The 17577-nt window shown below is 66.2% G+C and carries 15 protein-coding genes; all 15 read left to right on the forward strand.

Going from position 1 to position 17577, the window contains the following annotated elements:
* Position 1 precedes the first annotated feature (1 nt).
* On the forward strand, positions 2–556 hold the full coding sequence (locus tag G5C33_RS08400) for a hypothetical protein (RefSeq protein WP_165326802.1): 555 nt from the start codon (positions 2–4) through the stop codon (positions 554–556).
* On the forward strand, positions 553–2253 hold the full coding sequence (locus G5C33_RS08405) for a peptidoglycan D,D-transpeptidase FtsI family protein (RefSeq protein ID WP_165326803.1): 1701 nt from the start codon (positions 553–555) through the stop codon (positions 2251–2253). Before G5C33_RS08400 ends, G5C33_RS08405 begins: the two co-directional genes overlap by 4 nt.
* On the forward strand, positions 2250–3665 hold the full coding sequence (locus G5C33_RS08410; protein WP_165326804.1) for a UDP-N-acetylmuramoyl-L-alanyl-D-glutamate--2,6-diaminopimelate ligase: 1416 nt from the start codon (positions 2250–2252) through the stop codon (positions 3663–3665). Before G5C33_RS08405 ends, G5C33_RS08410 begins: the two co-directional genes overlap by 4 nt.
* Complete coding sequence (locus tag G5C33_RS08415) at positions 3662–5035, forward strand: UDP-N-acetylmuramoyl-tripeptide--D-alanyl-D-alanine ligase (protein WP_165328772.1); 1374 nt, start codon at positions 3662–3664, stop codon at positions 5033–5035. Before G5C33_RS08410 ends, G5C33_RS08415 begins: the two co-directional genes overlap by 4 nt.
* On the forward strand, positions 5035–6102 hold the full coding sequence (gene mraY, locus G5C33_RS08420; protein ID WP_165326805.1) for a phospho-N-acetylmuramoyl-pentapeptide-transferase: 1068 nt from the start codon (positions 5035–5037) through the stop codon (positions 6100–6102). The genes G5C33_RS08415 and mraY overlap by 1 nt, the downstream gene beginning before the upstream one ends.
* Complete coding sequence (gene murD, locus G5C33_RS08425; RefSeq protein ID WP_228275246.1) at positions 6099–7523, forward strand: UDP-N-acetylmuramoyl-L-alanine--D-glutamate ligase; 1425 nt, start codon at positions 6099–6101, stop codon at positions 7521–7523. The genes mraY and murD overlap by 4 nt, the downstream gene beginning before the upstream one ends.
* A 5-nt stretch (positions 7524–7528) precedes the next feature.
* Positions 7529–8743: an FtsW/RodA/SpoVE family cell cycle protein gene (locus G5C33_RS08430; RefSeq protein WP_228275284.1), complete on the forward strand. Its 1215-nt coding sequence runs from the start codon at positions 7529–7531 to the stop codon at positions 8741–8743.
* A complete protein-coding gene (gene murG / locus G5C33_RS08435) occupies positions 8740–9891 on the forward strand; it encodes an undecaprenyldiphospho-muramoylpentapeptide beta-N-acetylglucosaminyltransferase (RefSeq protein ID WP_165326806.1) in 1152 nt (383 codons plus the stop codon). Before G5C33_RS08430 ends, murG begins: the two co-directional genes overlap by 4 nt.
* Entirely contained in the window at positions 9888–11318 is a 1431-nt protein-coding gene (gene murC / locus G5C33_RS08440; RefSeq protein ID WP_165326807.1) for a UDP-N-acetylmuramate--L-alanine ligase, read from the forward strand. Before murG ends, murC begins: the two co-directional genes overlap by 4 nt.
* On the forward strand, positions 11315–11551 hold the full coding sequence (locus G5C33_RS08445) for a hypothetical protein (RefSeq protein WP_165326808.1): 237 nt from the start codon (positions 11315–11317) through the stop codon (positions 11549–11551). Before murC ends, G5C33_RS08445 begins: the two co-directional genes overlap by 4 nt.
* A gap of 95 nt (positions 11552–11646) precedes the next feature.
* Positions 11647–12546, forward strand: a complete 900-nt coding sequence (murB, locus tag G5C33_RS08450) for a UDP-N-acetylmuramate dehydrogenase (protein ID WP_165328775.1) — start codon at positions 11647–11649, stop codon at positions 12544–12546.
* A 129-nt stretch (positions 12547–12675) separates the two neighbouring features.
* Positions 12676–13620, forward strand: coding sequence for a D-alanine--D-alanine ligase (locus G5C33_RS08455; protein WP_228275247.1), 945 nt, complete (start codon positions 12676–12678; stop codon positions 13618–13620).
* Positions 13617–14528: a cell division protein FtsQ/DivIB gene (locus tag G5C33_RS08460; protein ID WP_165326809.1), complete on the forward strand. Its 912-nt coding sequence runs from the start codon at positions 13617–13619 to the stop codon at positions 14526–14528. Before G5C33_RS08455 ends, G5C33_RS08460 begins: the two co-directional genes overlap by 4 nt.
* A gap of 56 nt (positions 14529–14584) precedes the next feature.
* The gene (ftsA, locus tag G5C33_RS08465; protein WP_165326810.1) at positions 14585–15844 is read left to right on the forward strand and encodes a cell division protein FtsA; all 1260 of its coding nucleotides are present in this window, start codon (positions 14585–14587) and stop codon (positions 15842–15844) included.
* 111 nt (positions 15845–15955) lie between these two features.
* A complete protein-coding gene (gene ftsZ / locus G5C33_RS08470; RefSeq protein WP_165326811.1) occupies positions 15956–17491 on the forward strand; it encodes a cell division protein FtsZ in 1536 nt (511 codons plus the stop codon).
* Positions 17492–17577 lie beyond the last annotated feature (86 nt).

Raw genomic sequence — 17577 nt, forward strand, 5'->3', positions numbered from 1 at the left:
AATGATGGCTGGCTATGGACTGAAGGGCTTCGGCTGGTTCCTGTGCGGTGTCGTCGTGGCGCCCGCCTGCTACATGGTGACGAGCCAGGTGGCGGCGGAGCGCGCGCAGCTCGCGGCGATGGATCGCGCGATCGTGCAGGCACACAAGGACATCCGCTCGCTCGAGACCGAATTCAACACGCGCGCGAGCATGGCGCAGATCGAGCATTGGAACGGCGATTTCCTTGAGCTCGCCTCGCCCGAACCCGGCCAGTATCTCGGCGACGAAAGCCAGCTTGCGAGCCTCAGCCCGACGATGGACGGCGGCATGCAGCAGGCGTCGCTGATCGTGCCCAAGGGCGGATCGCAGGGCGTTGCCGTTCAGACTTCGGCGGAAGATGCGGCGCCGGTCGCGACGGCATCGGCCGATACCTCCGCGCCGCGTTCGGGCGTTGCATCAACGTCGCATGCGCGCGGCGGTGATGAGGTCGCGATGCTTGACGAGCGGTTGCTCTCGACCTCGACGGTGGACGATCTGCGCCAGCGGGCGAATATCGAGCGGCTGGCGCTGCGGTGATCGTCCTGGTCGCTCCGCCGGCGGAATCGCGCCGGGCCGGCGGTGGGCGACAGGCGATGGTCGCAGTCGCGCAGGTGCGGCTGATGATCCTGCTGCTTGCCTTCGCGGCGGGCATTTTCGCGATTCTGGCGCGGCTGGCGGTGCTCGCCATCTGGGCCGAACCGGCGTCGGCGCGCAATACCGCCGCGGTCGTGAAGCCGCTGCGCGGCGACATCGCCGATCGCAACGGCGAGCCGCTGGCCCGCACGATCGACGCCTGGACGATCGGCGTGCATCCCGGAAAGCTGATCGGTGATCGCCGCGAACTCGCGCGCAGCCTTGCCGAGATCATGCCGGATCGGAGCGCGGACGACTATTACAAGCTGCTCACCGCTGACGGTTTCCGCTATCTCAAGCGTCGCGCGCGGCCCGAGCTGGTGAGCGCGGTCAATGCGCTGGGCGAACCGGGCATCGGCTTCAATCGCGAACCCGAGCGGCTCTATCCGCAGGGCGATCTTGCCGCCTATGTGCTCGGCCATCTCCATTTCGACGGCTATGGCGTGCGCGGCATGGAGCGCGTGCTCGAGGATCGGCTGACCGACCCCGCGCAAAGCGGCGCGCCGGTCGAACTGTCGATCGACATTCGCGCCCAGGCGGCGCTGCGCAGCGAACTGGGCGACGCGATGGAGTCGTTTCAGGCAAAGGGCGCGGCCGGACTGATCCTCGATGTCGATACTGGCGAGATCATGGCGATGGTGTCGCTGCCCGGCTTCAATCCCAACGACGTGCACGGCACGCTGCCGCTCAACAATGTGACGCAGAGCGTCTATGAACTCGGCTCGACCTTCAAGCCGATCGCCGCCGCGACCGCGATCGACACCGGCGTCGTCACGTCGATGGCCCGCCGATTCGACGCGACCGAGCCGTTGCGGATCGGACGCTTCTCGATCCGCGACGATCATCCGCAGAAGCGCTGGCTCAACATCCCGGAAACGCTGGTCTATTCGTCGAACATCGCGACGGCGCGGATCGGCGAGGAACTCGGCGAGGAGCGCTTCGCCGAGATGTTCCGCAAGCTGCATTTCGACGATCGCGCGCCGATCGAAATCGAAGGCGGGGGGACGTTGTGGCCCAGCTACTGGGGCCGCGCGACGACGATGACGGTCGGCTATGGCCACGGCATCGCCGTGACGCCGCTGCATCTGGCGCTGGCCTATGCCGCGATCGTCAATGGCGGGGTGTGGCGTCCGGCGACACTGATGAAGGTCGAGCCGGGGCATGCGGTTGCCGGCGAACGCGTGATTTCCGCCGAAAGCAGCGCGCGCATGCGCCAGCTGATGCGGCTGATCGTGACCGAAGGCACCGGGCGCAACGCCGATGTCCTGGGCTATCGCGTCGGCGGCAAGACCGGCACGGCCGAGAAGCCCGGCGAACATGGCTATTCGTCGCGTAACAATGTTTCGACGTTCGCAGCGGCTTTCCCGATGGACGCGCCGCGCTATGTGGTGATTGCCATGCTCGATTCGCCTGTTGGAAACGCCCAGAGTCACGGCCAGCGCACCGCCGGCTGGACCGCCGCCCCGGTCGTCGGCCGCGTCATTCAGCGGACCGGCCCGATGCTGGGCGTGATTCCCGATCCGCGTCGCGACGTAGACCTTTCCGATGTCGAGCCGCTGATCTGGAAGGGCCCGCAGGAGCACGAGGTCGCGAGCCAATGAAGCTGGGCGCCTTGACCGGCGGCGCGGAGGCGGCCGTCGTCACCGGCTTTGCGATCGATCACCGCAAGGTCGCGCCGGGAACGGTGTTCGGCGCCTTTCGCGGAGCGAAGTTCAACGGCGAGGATTTCATCGCCGACGCCGTGAAGAGCGGCGCGATCGCCGTGGTCGCGCGGCCGGAGGCGAAGGTCGAAGGCGCGGCGCATATCGCCGCGGAAAACCCGCGTGAGGCCTTTGCACAACTCGCAGCACGCTTTTTCGCGCCGTTTCCCGAAACCGCCGTTGCGGTTACCGGCACCAACGGCAAGACATCGACTGTCGAAATGACGCGCCAGCTCTGGCGGATGGCAGGCGAACATGCCGCGTCGATCGGCACGCTGGGCGTCACTACCGCCGATGAAAGCGTCTATACCGGGCTGACCACGCCGGACATCGTCACGTTCCTGTCGAATGTCGCCGGGCTGAAGCGCGAGGGCGTCACGCATCTCGCCTTCGAAGCGTCCAGCCACGGGCTGACCCAGTACCGCACGGAGGGCATTCCGGTGGCGGCGGCGGCGTTCACCAATCTCAGTCGCGACCATCTCGATTATCATGGCGACATGGCGGCCTATTTCTGCGCGAAGCTGCGGCTCTTCGCCGATGTGCTCGATGCCGACGGCGCTTCGGTGATCTGGGTCGACGATCCCAATGCCGATCGCGTCATTGATCTCGCCCGCGTGCGCGGCAACCGCATCGTCAGCGTCGGCGAACATGGCGATACGCTGCGTCTCGTCTCGCGCGATCCGACCTTGCTCGGGCAGGGCTTGGTGATCGAAGCCGAAGGGCGCGAGCACAAGGTCACGCTGCCGCTGATCGGTGCCTATCAGGCGGCCAATGCGCTCGTCGCGGCGGGCCTGGTGATCGCCACCGGCGGCGATGTTGCCGCGACGATCGCCAATCTCTCCCGGCTCCAGCCGGTGCGCGGCCGTCTCGAACGCGCCGTCATCACGCGCAGCGGCGCGCCGGTCTATGTCGATTACGCACATACCGCCGATGCGCTCGAAGCCGCGATCGCCGCGCTCAAGCCGCATGTCGCCGGGCGGCTGATCGTCGTGTTCGGCGCGGGCGGCGATCGTGACACCGGCAAGCGCGAGCCGATGGGCATGGTCGCAAAGGCCGGCGCCGACCTCGCCATCGTCACCGACGACAATCCGCGCAACGAGGATGCGGCCGCGATCCGCGCCGAGATTCTCAAGGGCTGCCCCGATGCGCGCGAAGTCGCCGGGCGCCGCGAAGCCATCGCGCTGGCGGTTGCGGAGGCCGGGCCGAACGATATCGTGCTTATTGCCGGCAAGGGGCATGAGCAGGGGCAGATTGTGGGGGATCTGGTATTGCCGTTCGATGACGTCACCGTCGCACGCGAGTGCGCGGCGTGAGCCTGTGGACCGCATCCGAAATCGCCGCCGCCACCAGCGGCACGGCATCGACCGGGTTCGAAGTGTCCGGCGTCACTTTCGACAGCCGCGAAGTCGGTCCGGGCGACCTGTTCCTTGCGCTCAAGGGCGAAACTACCGACGGCCATCGCTATCTCGATCAGGCCTTTGCGCAGGGCGCGGCCGGCGCCGTCGTCAGCGCCGATACGCCGCATCCGCACGTCCGCGTCGCCGACACCATGACCGCGCTCGAGGATCTGGGCCGCGCGTCGCGTGCCCGGATGGCGGGCAAGGTGATCGGCGTTACCGGATCGGTCGGCAAGACGGGAACCAAGGAAGCGCTGTTCGCCGCGCTCGACCGTCCCGTGCCGGGGCAGGCGCATCGATCGGTCAAGAGCTACAACAACCATACCGGCGTGCCGCTGAGCCTTGCGCGCATGCCGCGCGAAACGCGCTACGGCGTCTTCGAGATGGGGATGAACCATGCGGGGGAACTCGCGGCGCTGACCCGGATCGTCCGCCCCCATGTCGCGATCGTCACCACCATCGCGCCCGCGCACACCGAATTCTTCCGGGACGAAAGCGCGATCGCCGATGCCAAGGGCGAGATTTTCGAAGGCCTCGAACCCGGCGGCACTGCCATCATTCCCTTTGACAGCCCGCATCGTGATCGCCTGATCGCCGCAGCAAAGCCGCATGCGGAGAAGATCGTTACCTTCGGCCTTGGCGAAGGCGCCGATGTGCGCGCGATCGAAACGATGCGCACCCGCACCGGCGGCACGTTCGTCACTGCGCGGCTCGGCGCGCGCGAATTGAGCTTCACGCTGTCGCAGCCGGGCGATCACTGGGTTGCGAACGGCATGGCGATCCTCGCCGCGGTCGATGCGGTGGGGAGCGATCTCGAACTCGCCGGGCTCGCGCTCGCCGAAATGGGCGGCCTGGCCGGGCGCGGCGCGCGTTTCCTCGCGAAAGTCGATGGCGGCGAAGCGCTGGTGATCGACGAAAGCTACAACGCCAATCCCGCTTCGATGCGCGCGACGCTGGCGGTGCTGGCGCAGGAGCCGGCAACGGCCGGGCGCATCGCCGTGCTCGGCGAAATGCGCGAACTCGGGCCCGAAAGCGCCGCCTATCATGCCGGTCTGGCCGATCCGATCCGCGCCGCCGGGGTGAGCCGTGCCATATTGGTGGGCGAAGGGATGGGCGCACTCGCAAAGGCGCTTGAGGGTCAGGTTGATTTCGTCCATGTGCCCGATGCCGCGACCGCGCGCGAGCAGCTTGAAGCCGTGCTTGCACCCGGAGACGCGGTTCTCGTCAAGGGATCGAACGCAGTGGGGCTGGCGAGCGTGGTAACGTCGCTGGCGGGAAGGGGCTAATGCTTTACTGGATCGCGAGCCTGCTGGATTTTCCCGGCATCCTCAATCTCTTCCGGTATCTGTCTTTCCGCACGGGCGGAGCGGTGGCGACGGCGCTGCTGCTTGGTCTGATCGTCGGGCCGAGCTTCATCGGCTGGCTGCGCGTCCGCCAGGGCAAGGGGCAGCCGATCCGCAGCGACGGCCCGCAAAGCCACCTCGCCAAGCGCGGCACGCCGACAATGGGCGGGCTGATGATCCTCACCAGCCTGATGGTCTCGATCATTCTCTGGATGGACCTGTCCAATCCGTTCGTCTGGGCGTGCATGTTCGTAACGTTCGGTTTTGGAATGATCGGATTCCTCGACGATTACGACAAGGTGCGAAAGGCAAGCACGGCGGGCGTTTCAGGCAAGGTACGGCTGGCGGGCGAGTTTCTGATCGCGGGCGTCGCGGCGTGGATCATCACCCAGCAGAACGGCACCGAGCTGTATCTGCCCTTCGTCACGCACCGTATCGATCTGGGGCCGTTCTACATCGTCTTCGCCGCCTTCACGATCGTCGCGTTCGGCAACGCAGTGAATTTGACCGACGGGCTCGACGGTCTGGCGACGATGCCGGTGATTATCGCCAGCCTGGCGTTCATGATGATCGTCTATCTGGTCGGCCGTGCCGATTATGCGAGCTATCTGGGCATTCCGCACGTCCCGGGCGCGGGCGACCTCGCCATCTTCTGCGGCGCGATGATCGGAGCGGGGCTTGCCTTCCTCTGGTTCAATGCGCCGCCGGCGGCGGTGTTCATGGGCGATACCGGCAGTCTTGCGCTCGGCGGCGCGCTCGGCGCGATTGCAGTCACGTCGCACCATGAAATCGTGCTCGGCATCATCGGCGGCCTGTTCGTGATCGAGGCGCTCAGCGTCATCATCCAGGTCTTCTTCTACAAGCGGACCGGCAAGCGCGTATTTCGCATGGCGCCGATCCACCACCATTTCGAACAACTCGGCTGGAGCGAACCCACGGTGGTGATCCGTTTCTGGATCATCGCCTTCGTTCTGGCGCTGGCGGGACTTTCCACACTCAAGCTGCGATGATCACGAGCACGACCTGGAGCGGAAAACGCTACGCCGTGCTGGGGCTGGCACGCTCCGGGCAAGCGACGGTGGCTGCGCTGCTGGCAAGCGGGGCGGAAGTTGTCGCGTGGGATGGCAGCGAGGAACGGCGCACCCAAATCCTCCCCGAGCTTGCTCGGGGAGGGGGCCCGCTCGCGCAGCGAGTGGTGGAGGGGCCGTCGCGCAGCGGCGGTTTCACCGCCGACCCCTCCACCATCGGCTCCGCCGATGGTCCTCCTCCCCGAGACAAGCTCGGGGAGGAACTTAAACTCGCCGATCCGCTCGAAACCGATCTCACTGGATTCGCAGGTGTCGTCGTGTCCCCCGGCGTGCCGATCAATCGCCACCCGATCGCCGGGCATGCCGCCAGGGCAGGTGTGCCCTTGATCGGCGATATCGAACTCTTCGCGCAGGCGCGCACCGAACTGCCGCGCCACAAGGTCGTCGGCATCACCGGCACCAACGGCAAGTCGACTACCACCGCGCTGATCCACCATATCCTCGACAGCGCGGGCATTCCCGCGCGGATGGGCGGCAATATCGGGCTGCCGATCCTCGGGCAGGAGCCGCTCCCCGAAGGCGGAATCTATGTCCTCGAACTGTCGAGCTATCAGATCGACCTCACCCAAAGCCTCGATTGCGACGTCGCGGTGCTGACCAACATCACCCCCGATCATCTCGATCGCTATGCCGGGTTTGACGCCTATGCCGCGTCCAAGGCGCGGCTCTTCGCGATGCAGTCGCCGGAGCATGGGGCGGTGATCGGCATCGGCGACACGACATCGGCGAATATCGCGCGCGACCTCGCCGTATCGGGCCGTTCCGAAGCCCTCACCAAAATCGCGCCCGGCGTCTGCCTCGATCAGTCGCGCTGGCCGAGCCTGCAGGGGCCGCACAATGCGCAGAACGCGCTTGCCGCCATCGCGACCTGCGAAGCGCTCGGCCTCTCGCGCGAAGCGATCGATGCGGGGCTGGCGAGCTTCCCGGGCCTGCCGCACCGGATGGAGCGGCTCGGCGTCCACAAGGGGCTGCTCTGGGTCAATGACAGCAAGGCGACCAACCCGACCAGCACTGCCCCCGCGCTGCAGGCATTCGATCGCATCCACTGGATCCTGGGCGGGCAGGCCAAGACCGACGAACTCGATGCCTGCCGTCCGGGTTTTCCCAATATTGTTCAGGCCTATACGATCGGCGAAGCGGCGGAGCTGTTCGAAACGATCCTGCGCCCCGAACTGCCGGTGGCGCAGGTGGGGACGCTCGAAATGGCAGTGCAGGCGGCAGTGACCGTCGCCGATCCGGGCGATACCGTGCTGCTCTCGCCCGCCTGCGCGTCGTTCGATCAGTTTCGTGACTATGAAGCGCGCGGCGATGCGTTTCGCGCGCTGGTGGAGGGGCTTTCGTGACCGATATGGCCGAGCATACTCCCAAGGGCTTTCGCAGCCGCGTGTCGAAGCAGATGGGGCGCACCAGCCGTTCCTCGGCCGGGATGTGGTTCTGGGAAATCGACCGCGTGCTGCTGCTGCTCGCGCTGCTTTTGATGGCGATCGGGCTGATTGCGGTCGCGGCGGCTTCGCCGGCGACGGCGCAGCGCTATTCGGGCGGATCGGTGACGATCCCGCCCATGTATTATTTCTGGCGACAGGCCGCCTGGGTGGCCGTTTCCGTGCCGGTGATGCTGGTCATCTCGATGCTGCCGATCCGCTTCGCCCGCCGCTGTGCGCTGGTGGGAGCGGTGATCTTCTTCGCCTTGCTCGCCGCGACTCCCTTCGTCGCGGAGGAGATCAACGGCGCCAAGCGCTGGATCGACCTCGGCATATCGGAGCTTCAGCCGTCCGAATTCCTCAAGCCGCTCTATATCGTCGCGACCGCCTGGCTGCTGTCCTTCCGCGCCAAGGACCCCGAATTGCCGGTGTTGTTCATCACCGGCGCGCTGACGGCGTGCATCGCCGCGCTGCTGATGATGCAGCCCGATTTCGGGCAGACGCTCGTCTTCGTCCTCGTGTGGCTGGTGCTGCTGGTACTTTCGGGCGTTTCGACCGCCGCGATCGGCGTGCTGATGGGTAGCGCGGTGGCGGGCGTGATCGCGGCCTATCTCTTCTACGATACCGCGCGCATCCGCATCGACAGCTTTCTGTTCCCCGACAAGGAAAAGGCGCTCGCCGAACATTATCAGACGGACATGGCGCATGCGACGATCACGTCGGGCGGTGTGACCGGCACGGGTCCGGGCGGCGGCACCGTGAAATTCCGCCTTCCCGAAGCGCATACCGATTACATCTTCTCGGTCGTGGGCGAGGAATTCGGGCTGATCACCTGCGGTGTGATCGCGGTGCTCTATCTCGCCATCGTCGCGCGCGTGGTGATGCGCCTGATCGACGAGGAGGACGCCTTTCGGCTGCTCGCCGGCGCCGGCCTTGCCGCGCAATTCGGCGCGCAGGCGCTCATCAACATGGCAGTGAACACCGGCCTGGCGCCGTCCAAGGGCATGACCCTCCCGTTCATCAGCTATGGCGGCTCATCGATGATCGCGCTGTCGGTCGGGTTCGGACTGCTGCTCGCATTCACGCGCCGAAATCCGTATCTGAAGCGCTCACCTTACACCGTGCGCGGGAGCGGTTCATGACCAAGTCGAAAAACTACGTCCTCGCCGCAGGCGGCACCGGCGGGCATATGGTGCCCGCGGCGGCGCTGGCGGCCGAACTGATCGAGCGGGGGCATCGCGTCGCGCTGGTCAGCGACGATCGCGGCGTGCGTTTTCCCGGCCTCTTCGAGGATATCGAGACGCATGTCCTGCCCGCCGGGCGGCTGGGCGGCGGCCCGCTCGGCTGGATCAAGGCGGCGCGGCGGATGATGGCCGGGCGCAAAATGGCGCTCAAATTCTTCCGCGAATATCGCCCGGCGGCGGTGATCGGCTTTGGCGGCTATCCCGCGATGCCATCGCTGATGGCGGCGTTCCGCCTGGGTATCCCGACGGTGATTCACGAACAGAATGCCGTGCTCGGCCGCGTCAATCGCCATGTCGCCAACAAGGTCGATGCGATCGCCACCGCCTATGAAAAGGTCGAGCGGCTTCAGCCCAAATGGGCCAAGAAGACCACATTGGTCGGCAATCCGGTGCGCGAAGCCATCCTTGCGCTGCGCCAGCGCCCCTATCCGATGCTGGAGGAGGACGGGATCTTCCGCGTCCTCGTCACCGGCGGCAGCCAGGGCGCCTCGATCCTCAGTCAGGTCGTGCCCGACGGGCTCGCGCTGCTCCCCACCCATTTCCGCCGCCGCATGCAGGTGACGCATCAGGCGCGGCCCGAGGATATCGATCGCGTCCGCCAGAAATATAGCGAGCACGGCATCCCTGCCGAGATCGCCACCTATCTCGCCGACATGCCCGAACAACTCGCCTGGGCGCATGTCGTCATCGCGCGCGCGGGCGCCTCGACCATCGCCGAGCTGACCGCGGCGGGCCGTCCGGCGATCCTCGTCCCCTATCCGAGCGCCGCCGACGATCACCAGACCGCCAATGCGCGCGAAATGACGGCGGCAGGCGGCGCGCGGACGATCGACCAGCGCCAGTTCACGCCGACCGAGCTCGCCAAGCAGATCCAGCGGCTCGGCCTCGACACCGAAGGGCTCGAGGCCGCCGCCGCGCGCGCCAAGAGCTGCGGCCGAGCCAATGCCGCGCGCGATCTCGCCAACCTTGTCGAAAGCGTCGACGCGCCGTGGGAATCGGCCGGTCTTGGCCTCGCCAATGCAGCCACGGAGGGTGCCGCCGCATGAGGGGTGTCGCGACCGATATCGGAAAGATCCACTTCGTCGGCATTGGCGGCATCGGCATGTCGGGCATTGCCGAAGTGATGCATAATCTCGGCTATCAGGTTCAGGGGTCGGACATTGCCGAGGGCTCTGTCGTCCAGAGCCTGCAGAAACGCGGCATCCCGGTGACGATCGGCCAGAAGGCGGAAAATCTGGGTGACGCCGCCGTGGTGGTGGTGTCGACTGCGATCCAGCGCGGCAATCCCGAAGTCGAAGCCGCGCTCGAACGCCGCATCCCGGTGGTGCGCCGCGCGGAGATGCTCGCCGAGCTGATGCGGCTCAAGTCCACTGTCGCGGTGGCGGGGACGCACGGCAAGACGACGACGACCTCGATGGTCGCCGCGCTGCTCGATGTCGGCGGGGTCGATCCCACCGTCATCAACGGCGGCATCATCAACAGCTATGGTTCGAACGCCCGGCTTGGCGCGTCGGACTGGATGGTGATCGAAGCCGATGAAAGCGACGGCAGTTTCCTGCGGCTGGACGGGACGATCGCGGTCGTCACCAATATCGATCCCGAACATCTCGACCACTATGGCAGCTTCGACAAGGTCAAGGACGCCTTCATCGAATTCGTCGAGAATGTGCCCTTTTACGGCGCGGCCTTGCTCTGTCTCGACCATCCCGAGGTGCAGAACATCATCCCGCGCGTGCGCGATCGCCGGATCGTGACCTATGGCTTCGCCGCCAGCGCCGACATTCGCGGCGTAAACGTTGCGCCCTATCCCGGCGGCAATCGCTTCGACGTGGTGGTGCGCCAGCGCGACGGCGAAACGCGCACGCTGGAGGGCGTCGAACTGCCGATGCCCGGCCGTCACAATGTCCAGAACGCGCTTGCCGCGGTCGGTGTCGCGCTCGAGCTCGGAATCGAGGATGCGACGATCATCACCGGCTTCGCCAAGTTCGGCGGCGTCAAGCGGCGCTTCACCAAGGTCGGCGAGGTCGAACTGGAAGGCGGCAACGCGATCGTCATCGACGATTACGGCCACCACCCGGTCGAAATCCGCGCGGTCCTTTCCGCTGCTCGCGAAAGCGCGCAGGGCAGAGTGATCGCAGTGATGCAGCCGCATCGCTATTCGCGGCTCGGCAATCTGATGGATGACTTCTCCCAGGCGTTCAACGATGCGGACATGGTGCTGATAACGCCGGTCTATGCCGCCGGCGAAGAACCGGTCGAAGGGGTCAGCTCCGAAACGCTTGCCGCCAGGGTGCGCGAGCGCGGCCATCGTTCGGCTGGAATCGTCGCCGATCAGGCGGCGCTTGCCGAAACACTGGCGGAGACGGTGCGGGCGGGCGACATCATCGTCTGCCTGGGGGCGGGGGACATTACGCGCTGGGCCGCCAATCTGGCCCCGGCGATCACGCAAGCACGTATGGGAGCCGACGCATGAGCGACTGGTTCGACAAGGCGAGCGAGATGCAGCGCGAACTCTATCGCGCGCAGCAATCGCACATGGAAACCGTCGAGCGGATGATGCGCGAACAGCAGGCGCAGTTCGAATCGGCGCGCAAGATGTTCGATCCGGGCAAGCAGCTGGAGGAAATGCGCAAGGCAGGCGAATCCGCGGCCGAAGCCAATCCCGACGCGTGGAAGGCCTGGGCGAAGTTCTGGGGGTGGGAGTGAACGATAGTCCCCAAAACCCCGAAAAGAACGATCCGTTCGCCCTGAGCCTGTCGAAGGGCGAAGTTTCTGCGCCCGACGGCGCCGGAGCAAAGGCGCTGGATACCATTGCCAAGCTCCCCGATATCGCCGGCAAGGTCGAGCATCACGGCAGCCTCGCCGATTTCATCTGGTTCCGCACCGGCGGCCCGGCCGAATGGCTGGTGCGCCCCGACAGTGTCGATGGTCTTTCGGCCTTTCTCAAGGCGCTGCCCAAGGACGTGCCGGTGCTGCCCGTCGGTGTCGGTTCCAATCTGATCGTCCGCGACGGCGGCGTTCCCGGCGTTGTCATCCGCCTGCCCAAGGGCATGGCCAAGCTGCAGGCGGAACCCGGCAACCGCATCCGCGTCGGCGCCGCAGCAATGGGGATCACCGTCGCCAGCGCCGCGCGCGATGCCGGTATCGCGGGGCTCGAATTCCTGCGCGGCATTCCCGGCACGGTCGGCGGTGCGGTGCGGATGAACGCGGGTGCCTATGGCCGCGAAGTCGCCGACATATTGGTCGAGGCGATGGTGGTTGAGCGCGACGGCACGATCCGTACCTGGTCAAAGGACCAGCTCGGTTTCACCTATCGCCACTCGGCGCTGCCCGAAGGCGCGGTGGTGATCGGTGCGCTGTTCGAAGGGACGCCGGGCGATCCGCAGGCGATCGGCGCTGAAATGGACCGCATCGCCGCCGAACGCGAGGCGAGCCAGCCGCTGCGCAGCCGCACCGGCGGCTCGACCTTCAAGAACCCGCCGGGCGAAAAGGCGTGGCAGCTCGTCGATGCCGCCGGATGCCGAGGCCTGCGCATCGGCGACGCGCAGGTTTCGGAAAAGCATACCAATTTCCTGCTCAATCTCGATCACGCGACCAGCGAAGATATCGAGGCGCTGGGCGAGGAAGTCCGCGCTCGGGTGAAGGCGAAATCGGGCATCGAGCTCGAATGGGAGATTCAGCGCGTGGGGGTGAGCAAGTGAGGAACGAATGCACACCGTTTGGTTCGAGCAGCTTCGAGCGAAGCCGAGAAGCGACTGTCGAGAACCGGTTCTCGACTTCGGTTCTCGACAGGCTCGAACCTGCGCTCGAACCCAACGGAGGACTTAACCGTGGCTGATCTCACGCCCCTCCACATCGCCGTTCTGATGGGCGGCTGGTCCGCCGAGCGCGAGGTGTCGCTGATGTCGGGCAAGGGCGTCGCCGACGCGCTCGAATCGCTCGGGCATCGGGTGACGCGCATCGACATGGGCCGCGACGTTGCCGCAAAGCTCACCGAAGCCAAGCCGGACGTGGTGTTCAACGCGCTTCACGGTACGCCGGGCGAGGACGGCACGGTGCAGGGCATGCTCGATCTGATGGGCCTGCGCTACACGCATAGCGGCCTCGTCACTTCGGTGATCGCGATCGACAAGCAGCTCACCAAACAGGCGCTCGTTCCGCACGGCATCCCGATGCCCGGCGGCCGCATTGTCAGGACCGAAACGCTCTACGAAGCCGATCCGCTGCCGCGCCCCTATGTGCTGAAACCCGTCAACGAAGGTTCCTCGGTCGGCGTCGCGATCGTCACCGACGAAAGCAATTACGGCAATCCGATCAGCCGCGACGCCAAGGGCCCGTGGCAGGAATTCGACGAACTGCTCGCCGAACCCTTCATCCGCGGACGCGAGCTGACCACGGCGGTTCTCGGGGACAAGGCGCTCGGCGTCACCGAACTCAAGCCCAAGGCCGGTTTCTACGATTACGAGGCCAAATATACCGACGGGCTGACCGAACATGTCTGCCCGGCAGAGGTGCCCGACGAAATCGCGCAGGCCTGTATGGCGATCGCCATCGAGGCGCACCGCCTGCTCGACTGCAAGGGCGCTTCGCGCACCGATTTCCGCTGGGACGACAATCAGGGCGTCGACGGGCTGTTCGTGCTCGAAGTCAACACCCAGCCGGGGATGACGCCGCTCAGCCTGGTTCCCGAACAGGCGAAGCATATCGGCATGAGCTATCCGCAGCTTGTCCAGGCGATCGTCGAGGAAGCGATGCAGGAGGATGCCAAGGGGTGAGCAAGCGCCCGACCACGCGCAAATCTCCCGCCCGGCGGCCGCAGACCAAGCGGCCGGCGCAGAAGCGTCGCGCGAAGAAGAAAGGCCCCGGTCTTCTCGAGCGTACGGTGGCCGCGCTGCCGATCAGCGAAGCGACGCTGCGCCGGATCCTGACCTGGGCGATCGTGCTGTTCGTAGGCGCAGTGGCGCTTGGGATCGGCGGCTGGTTCGGCATTCCGCAAAAGGCGGGCGTGGCGATGGCGGAAGGTGTCGGCCGCGCCGGCTTCCGCGTCCAGCAGATCGAGATTACCGGGTTGAAGCGGATGGACCGCATGTCGGTCTATGCCCAGGCGCTCGACCAGCAATCGCGCGCGATGCCGCTGGTCGATCTCGACGCAGTACGCGAACGGCTGATCGCCTATAGCTGGATCGAGGATGCGCGCGTTTCGCGGCGCCTGCCCGATACCCTGGCGATCCATATCGTCGAACGCGAACCGGCGGCGGTGTGGCAGCATAATCGCCAGCTGATGCTGGTCGATCCGTCGGGCGAACTGCTCGAGCCGGTCGCGCGCGAGCGGATGCCCGATCTGCCGCTGCTGATCGGCGAAGGCGCGAACAGCGAGGAAATGGCGCGACGGCGGCTGATGGAGGCCGCGCCCGCGCTCAAATCGATGGTTCGCGCGTGGAGCTGGATCGGCAATCGCCGCTGGGATCTGCTGTTCGACACGGGCGAGCGGTTGCAACTGCCCGAGGGTGAGGCCGAAGCGGCCTCCGCGCTTGCCAGGTTCGCCGAGCTCGATGCTTCGCAGCGGCTGCTCGGCAAGGGGTATGTCGGGTTCGACCTGCGCGATCCGACCAAGCTGGTGATCCGCCGGCAGAGCGGTGTGAGTCGTTCGGAGACACTCGGTCTTGCAGGCAGGGACGACTAGGTGAGGGACCGGAGTTTATCGCTCTGCTATCAGGGCGTATCGGAAGGAACAGGGATATGGCCAAGCCAGTACCAGAAGGCCTGATTACGGCACTCGATGTCGGTTCATCGAAAGTCTGCGCGTTGATCGCGCAGAAGGGCGATGGCGGCGAACTGATCGTGCTGGGCACCGGCCAGCGCGAGAGCCGGGGCGTGAAGCGCGGCTATGTCGCCGACATGCACGCCACCGAACTGGCGATCCGCGAGGCGGTGGAGCAGGCGGAGCGTATCGCCGGCACCAATATCGAGGATGTGTGGGTCAGCTTTTCCGCGGGCGGGCTCATCTCCGATATCGTAAAGCTTGAAGTCGATCTGGGCGGCCATCGCGTCGAACAGGGCGATATCGATGCGCTGCTGCGCGCCGGGCGCGACGCGATTGACCCGATGGGGCGCATGGTGCTGCACGCACAGCCGACGCGCTACACGCTCGACGGGCTGGCGGGGGTGAAGCGTCCGCTGGGGCTGCACGCCGATCGTCTGGGTGTCGACGTGCATATCGTCGCGACCGAAGGCTCGCCGGTGCGCAATCTCGACATGTGCGTCCGTTCGGCGCATCTCGAAGTCAAATCGATCATCGCCGCACCCGTTGCGACCGGGCTTTCCTGCCTGTCGGACGAAGAGCGTGAGCTGGGTGTCGCACTGGTCGAAATCGGCGCGGGCGTGACCAACGTGTCGGTGTTCGAGGGCGGCGTGCTTGCCGGTCTCGCTTCGATTCCGATGGGATCGGCGGACATCACCGACGATATCGCATCTGCCTTCGGCACGCGCCGCGCATGGGCCGAGCGCGCCAAATGCTTCCACGGATCGGCGAATACCACGCCGCGCGACAATCACGACATGATCGATGCCGTGCCGGTGAATGCCGAGGAAGGCGCCGAAGGCAACCGCATCACCAAGGCGCAACTGATCGCAGTGATCCGCCAGCGGCTCGACCGGCTGATGCAGGAAATCCAGAAGGAGCTGGTGAAGCTCAAATTCGAGGATCCGGTGGGGCGCCAGATCGTGCTGACCGGCGGCGGTGCCGAGTTGAAGGGCATTGCCGATTATGCGCAGACCGCACTGGGTTGCGCCGTGCGGGTCGGACGCCCACGTGGGCTGACGGCGATGCCCGAGGCGCATGCCGGATCGGCCTTTGCCACGCTGGCAGGGCTGGCACGGTTCGCCGCGAGCGATCCGGTTGACCTGCGCGCGCTGGAATCACCGCATCAGATGGTTACGAGGACCAGCCCGGTTGCCATGTTTCAACGTCTTATGGCGGCGTTTCGGGCGAATTATTAAACAAATGCGACGATTGTCCGTCTTTGCACTAGAGTCGCTTAAAAGGTTCGTGCAAAACGGCCGCTGATTTACGTGCTCCCGAGTTACCGGAGCGCGAGGGGAGAATAGGCGATGAGTATCGAATTCCTTCCGCCCGACGTGGATGAGCTGACGCCCAAGATCACGGTGATCGGTGTCGGCGGCGCGGGCGGCAACGCGATCGCGAACATGATCCGCGCCGATGTGCAGGGCGTGGAATTCCTGGTCGCGAACACCGACGCGCAGGCGCTCAAGCTTTCCGAAGCAGGGCAGCGCATCCAGCTGGGTGCGAAGATCACGCAGGGGCTGGGCGCCGGGTCGCGGCCCGAAATCGGTCGCGCCGCCGCCGAGGAAACGATCGAGCATGTCCAGAAGGCGCTCGAGGGATCGCACATGGTGTTCCTTGCGGCCGGCATGGGCGGCGGCACCGGCACCGGCGCAGCGCCGGTGATCGCAAAGGCTGCGCGCGACCTGGGTATCCTCACCGTCGGTGTCGTCACCAAGCCGTTCGCCTTCGAAGGTAAGCGTCGCGCCCAGTCGGCCGAACGCGGCATCGAAGAGCTGCAGCAATATGTCGATACGCTGATCGTCATCCCCAACCAGAATCTGTTCCTGATCGCCAATGCGAACACGACCTTCAAGGAAGCGTTCGAAATGGCCGACGAGGTGCTGCAGCAGGGCGTGCGCGGCATCACCGACCTGATGGTCATGCCGGGCCTGATCAACCTCGACTTCGCCGACGTCCGATCGGTGATGCAGGAAATGGGCAAGGCGATGATGGGCACCGGCGAGGCCGATGGCGATGACCGCGCGATCACCGCCGCGCAGAAGGCGATCGCCAATCCGCTGCTCGACGGCGTCAGCATGAACGGCGCCAAGGGCGTGATCGTCTCGATCACCGGCGGCGAGGACATGCGCCTGCTCGAAGTCGACGAAGCCGCCAACCATATCCGCGAGCTGGTCGATCCCGATGCCAACATCATCTGGGGTTCGGCGTTCAATCCCGAGCTGGAAGGCAAGATCCGCGTGTCGGTGGTCGCCACCGGCATCGAGGCGGAGGACGGCGAACAGCCTGCCGCGGCGCCCGCCGCCGCCGAGCAGCCGCGCGTCTTCTCGTTCAACACGCCGCGCCGTCCGGCCGCGACTCCGGGCTTCGCCTCGGCCCCCGCCGCCGAGGAAGCGCCTGCAGCTCCGGCCGTGCCGGAAGAATATACGCCCGAGCCCGAAGCGCCCGTCGAGGAGCCGGTGGCGCAGGACGAACCCGAAGCGCCTGCCGAACCGGCAGCGCGCGTCGAAGACGACGGGGCGGACGATGAACTGGTGCTCGGCAGCGATGCCGCGGTGCCCGAACCCGCTCCCGAAGCGCCTCAGGAAGCTGCCGCGGCTCCCGAGCCCGAGGAACCGGCGCCTGCCGCGCCGCCGGAATCCGGCTCGCGCCGTCGCTGGCTGACGTCGGAAGACGAGGAAGCGGATACACCCGCTCCGGCTGCCAAGCCGGCGAAGAAATCCGGCGGGACTCTGTTCGAGCGTATGGCTTCGGCTTCGCGCGGCGGTTCGCGGACCGACGAAGAGGACGACAAGGACTCGCTCGACATCCCGCGCTTCCTGCATCGCCAGAACAACCAGTAAGCCGCTCATCGCCGATCGGCACCGGTTGACCGTGACCGGGCCGATCGGCCATTGCCGGACGCGTGCAGGGCCGGTGTAACGCGCCT

This window comes from Sphingosinithalassobacter tenebrarum (genome assembly GCF_011057975.1).
GTDB classification, from domain to species: Bacteria; Pseudomonadota; Alphaproteobacteria; order Sphingomonadales; family Sphingomonadaceae; genus Sphingomonas; species Sphingomonas tenebrarum.

Coding starts and splice junctions, on each gene's coding strand:
- G5C33_RS08400 (WP_165326802.1), top strand. CDS start 2: ATGATGGCTGGCTATGGACTGAAGGGCTTCGGCTGGTTCCTGTGCGGT.
- G5C33_RS08410 (WP_165326804.1), top strand. CDS start 2,250: ATGAAGCTGGGCGCCTTGACCGGCGGCGCGGAGGCGGCCGTCGTCACC.
- mraY (WP_165326805.1), top strand. CDS start 5,035: ATGCTTTACTGGATCGCGAGCCTGCTGGATTTTCCCGGCATCCTCAAT.
- murD (WP_228275246.1), top strand. CDS start 6,099: ATGATCACGAGCACGACCTGGAGCGGAAAACGCTACGCCGTGCTGGGG.
- G5C33_RS08430 (WP_228275284.1), top strand. CDS start 7,529: ATGGCCGAGCATACTCCCAAGGGCTTTCGCAGCCGCGTGTCGAAGCAG.
- murG (WP_165326806.1), top strand. CDS start 8,740: ATGACCAAGTCGAAAAACTACGTCCTCGCCGCAGGCGGCACCGGCGGG.
- murC (WP_165326807.1), top strand. CDS start 9,888: ATGAGGGGTGTCGCGACCGATATCGGAAAGATCCACTTCGTCGGCATT.
- G5C33_RS08445 (WP_165326808.1), top strand. CDS start 11,315: ATGAGCGACTGGTTCGACAAGGCGAGCGAGATGCAGCGCGAACTCTAT.
- ftsA (WP_165326810.1), top strand. CDS start 14,585: ATGGCCAAGCCAGTACCAGAAGGCCTGATTACGGCACTCGATGTCGGT.
- ftsZ (WP_165326811.1), top strand. CDS start 15,956: ATGAGTATCGAATTCCTTCCGCCCGACGTGGATGAGCTGACGCCCAAG.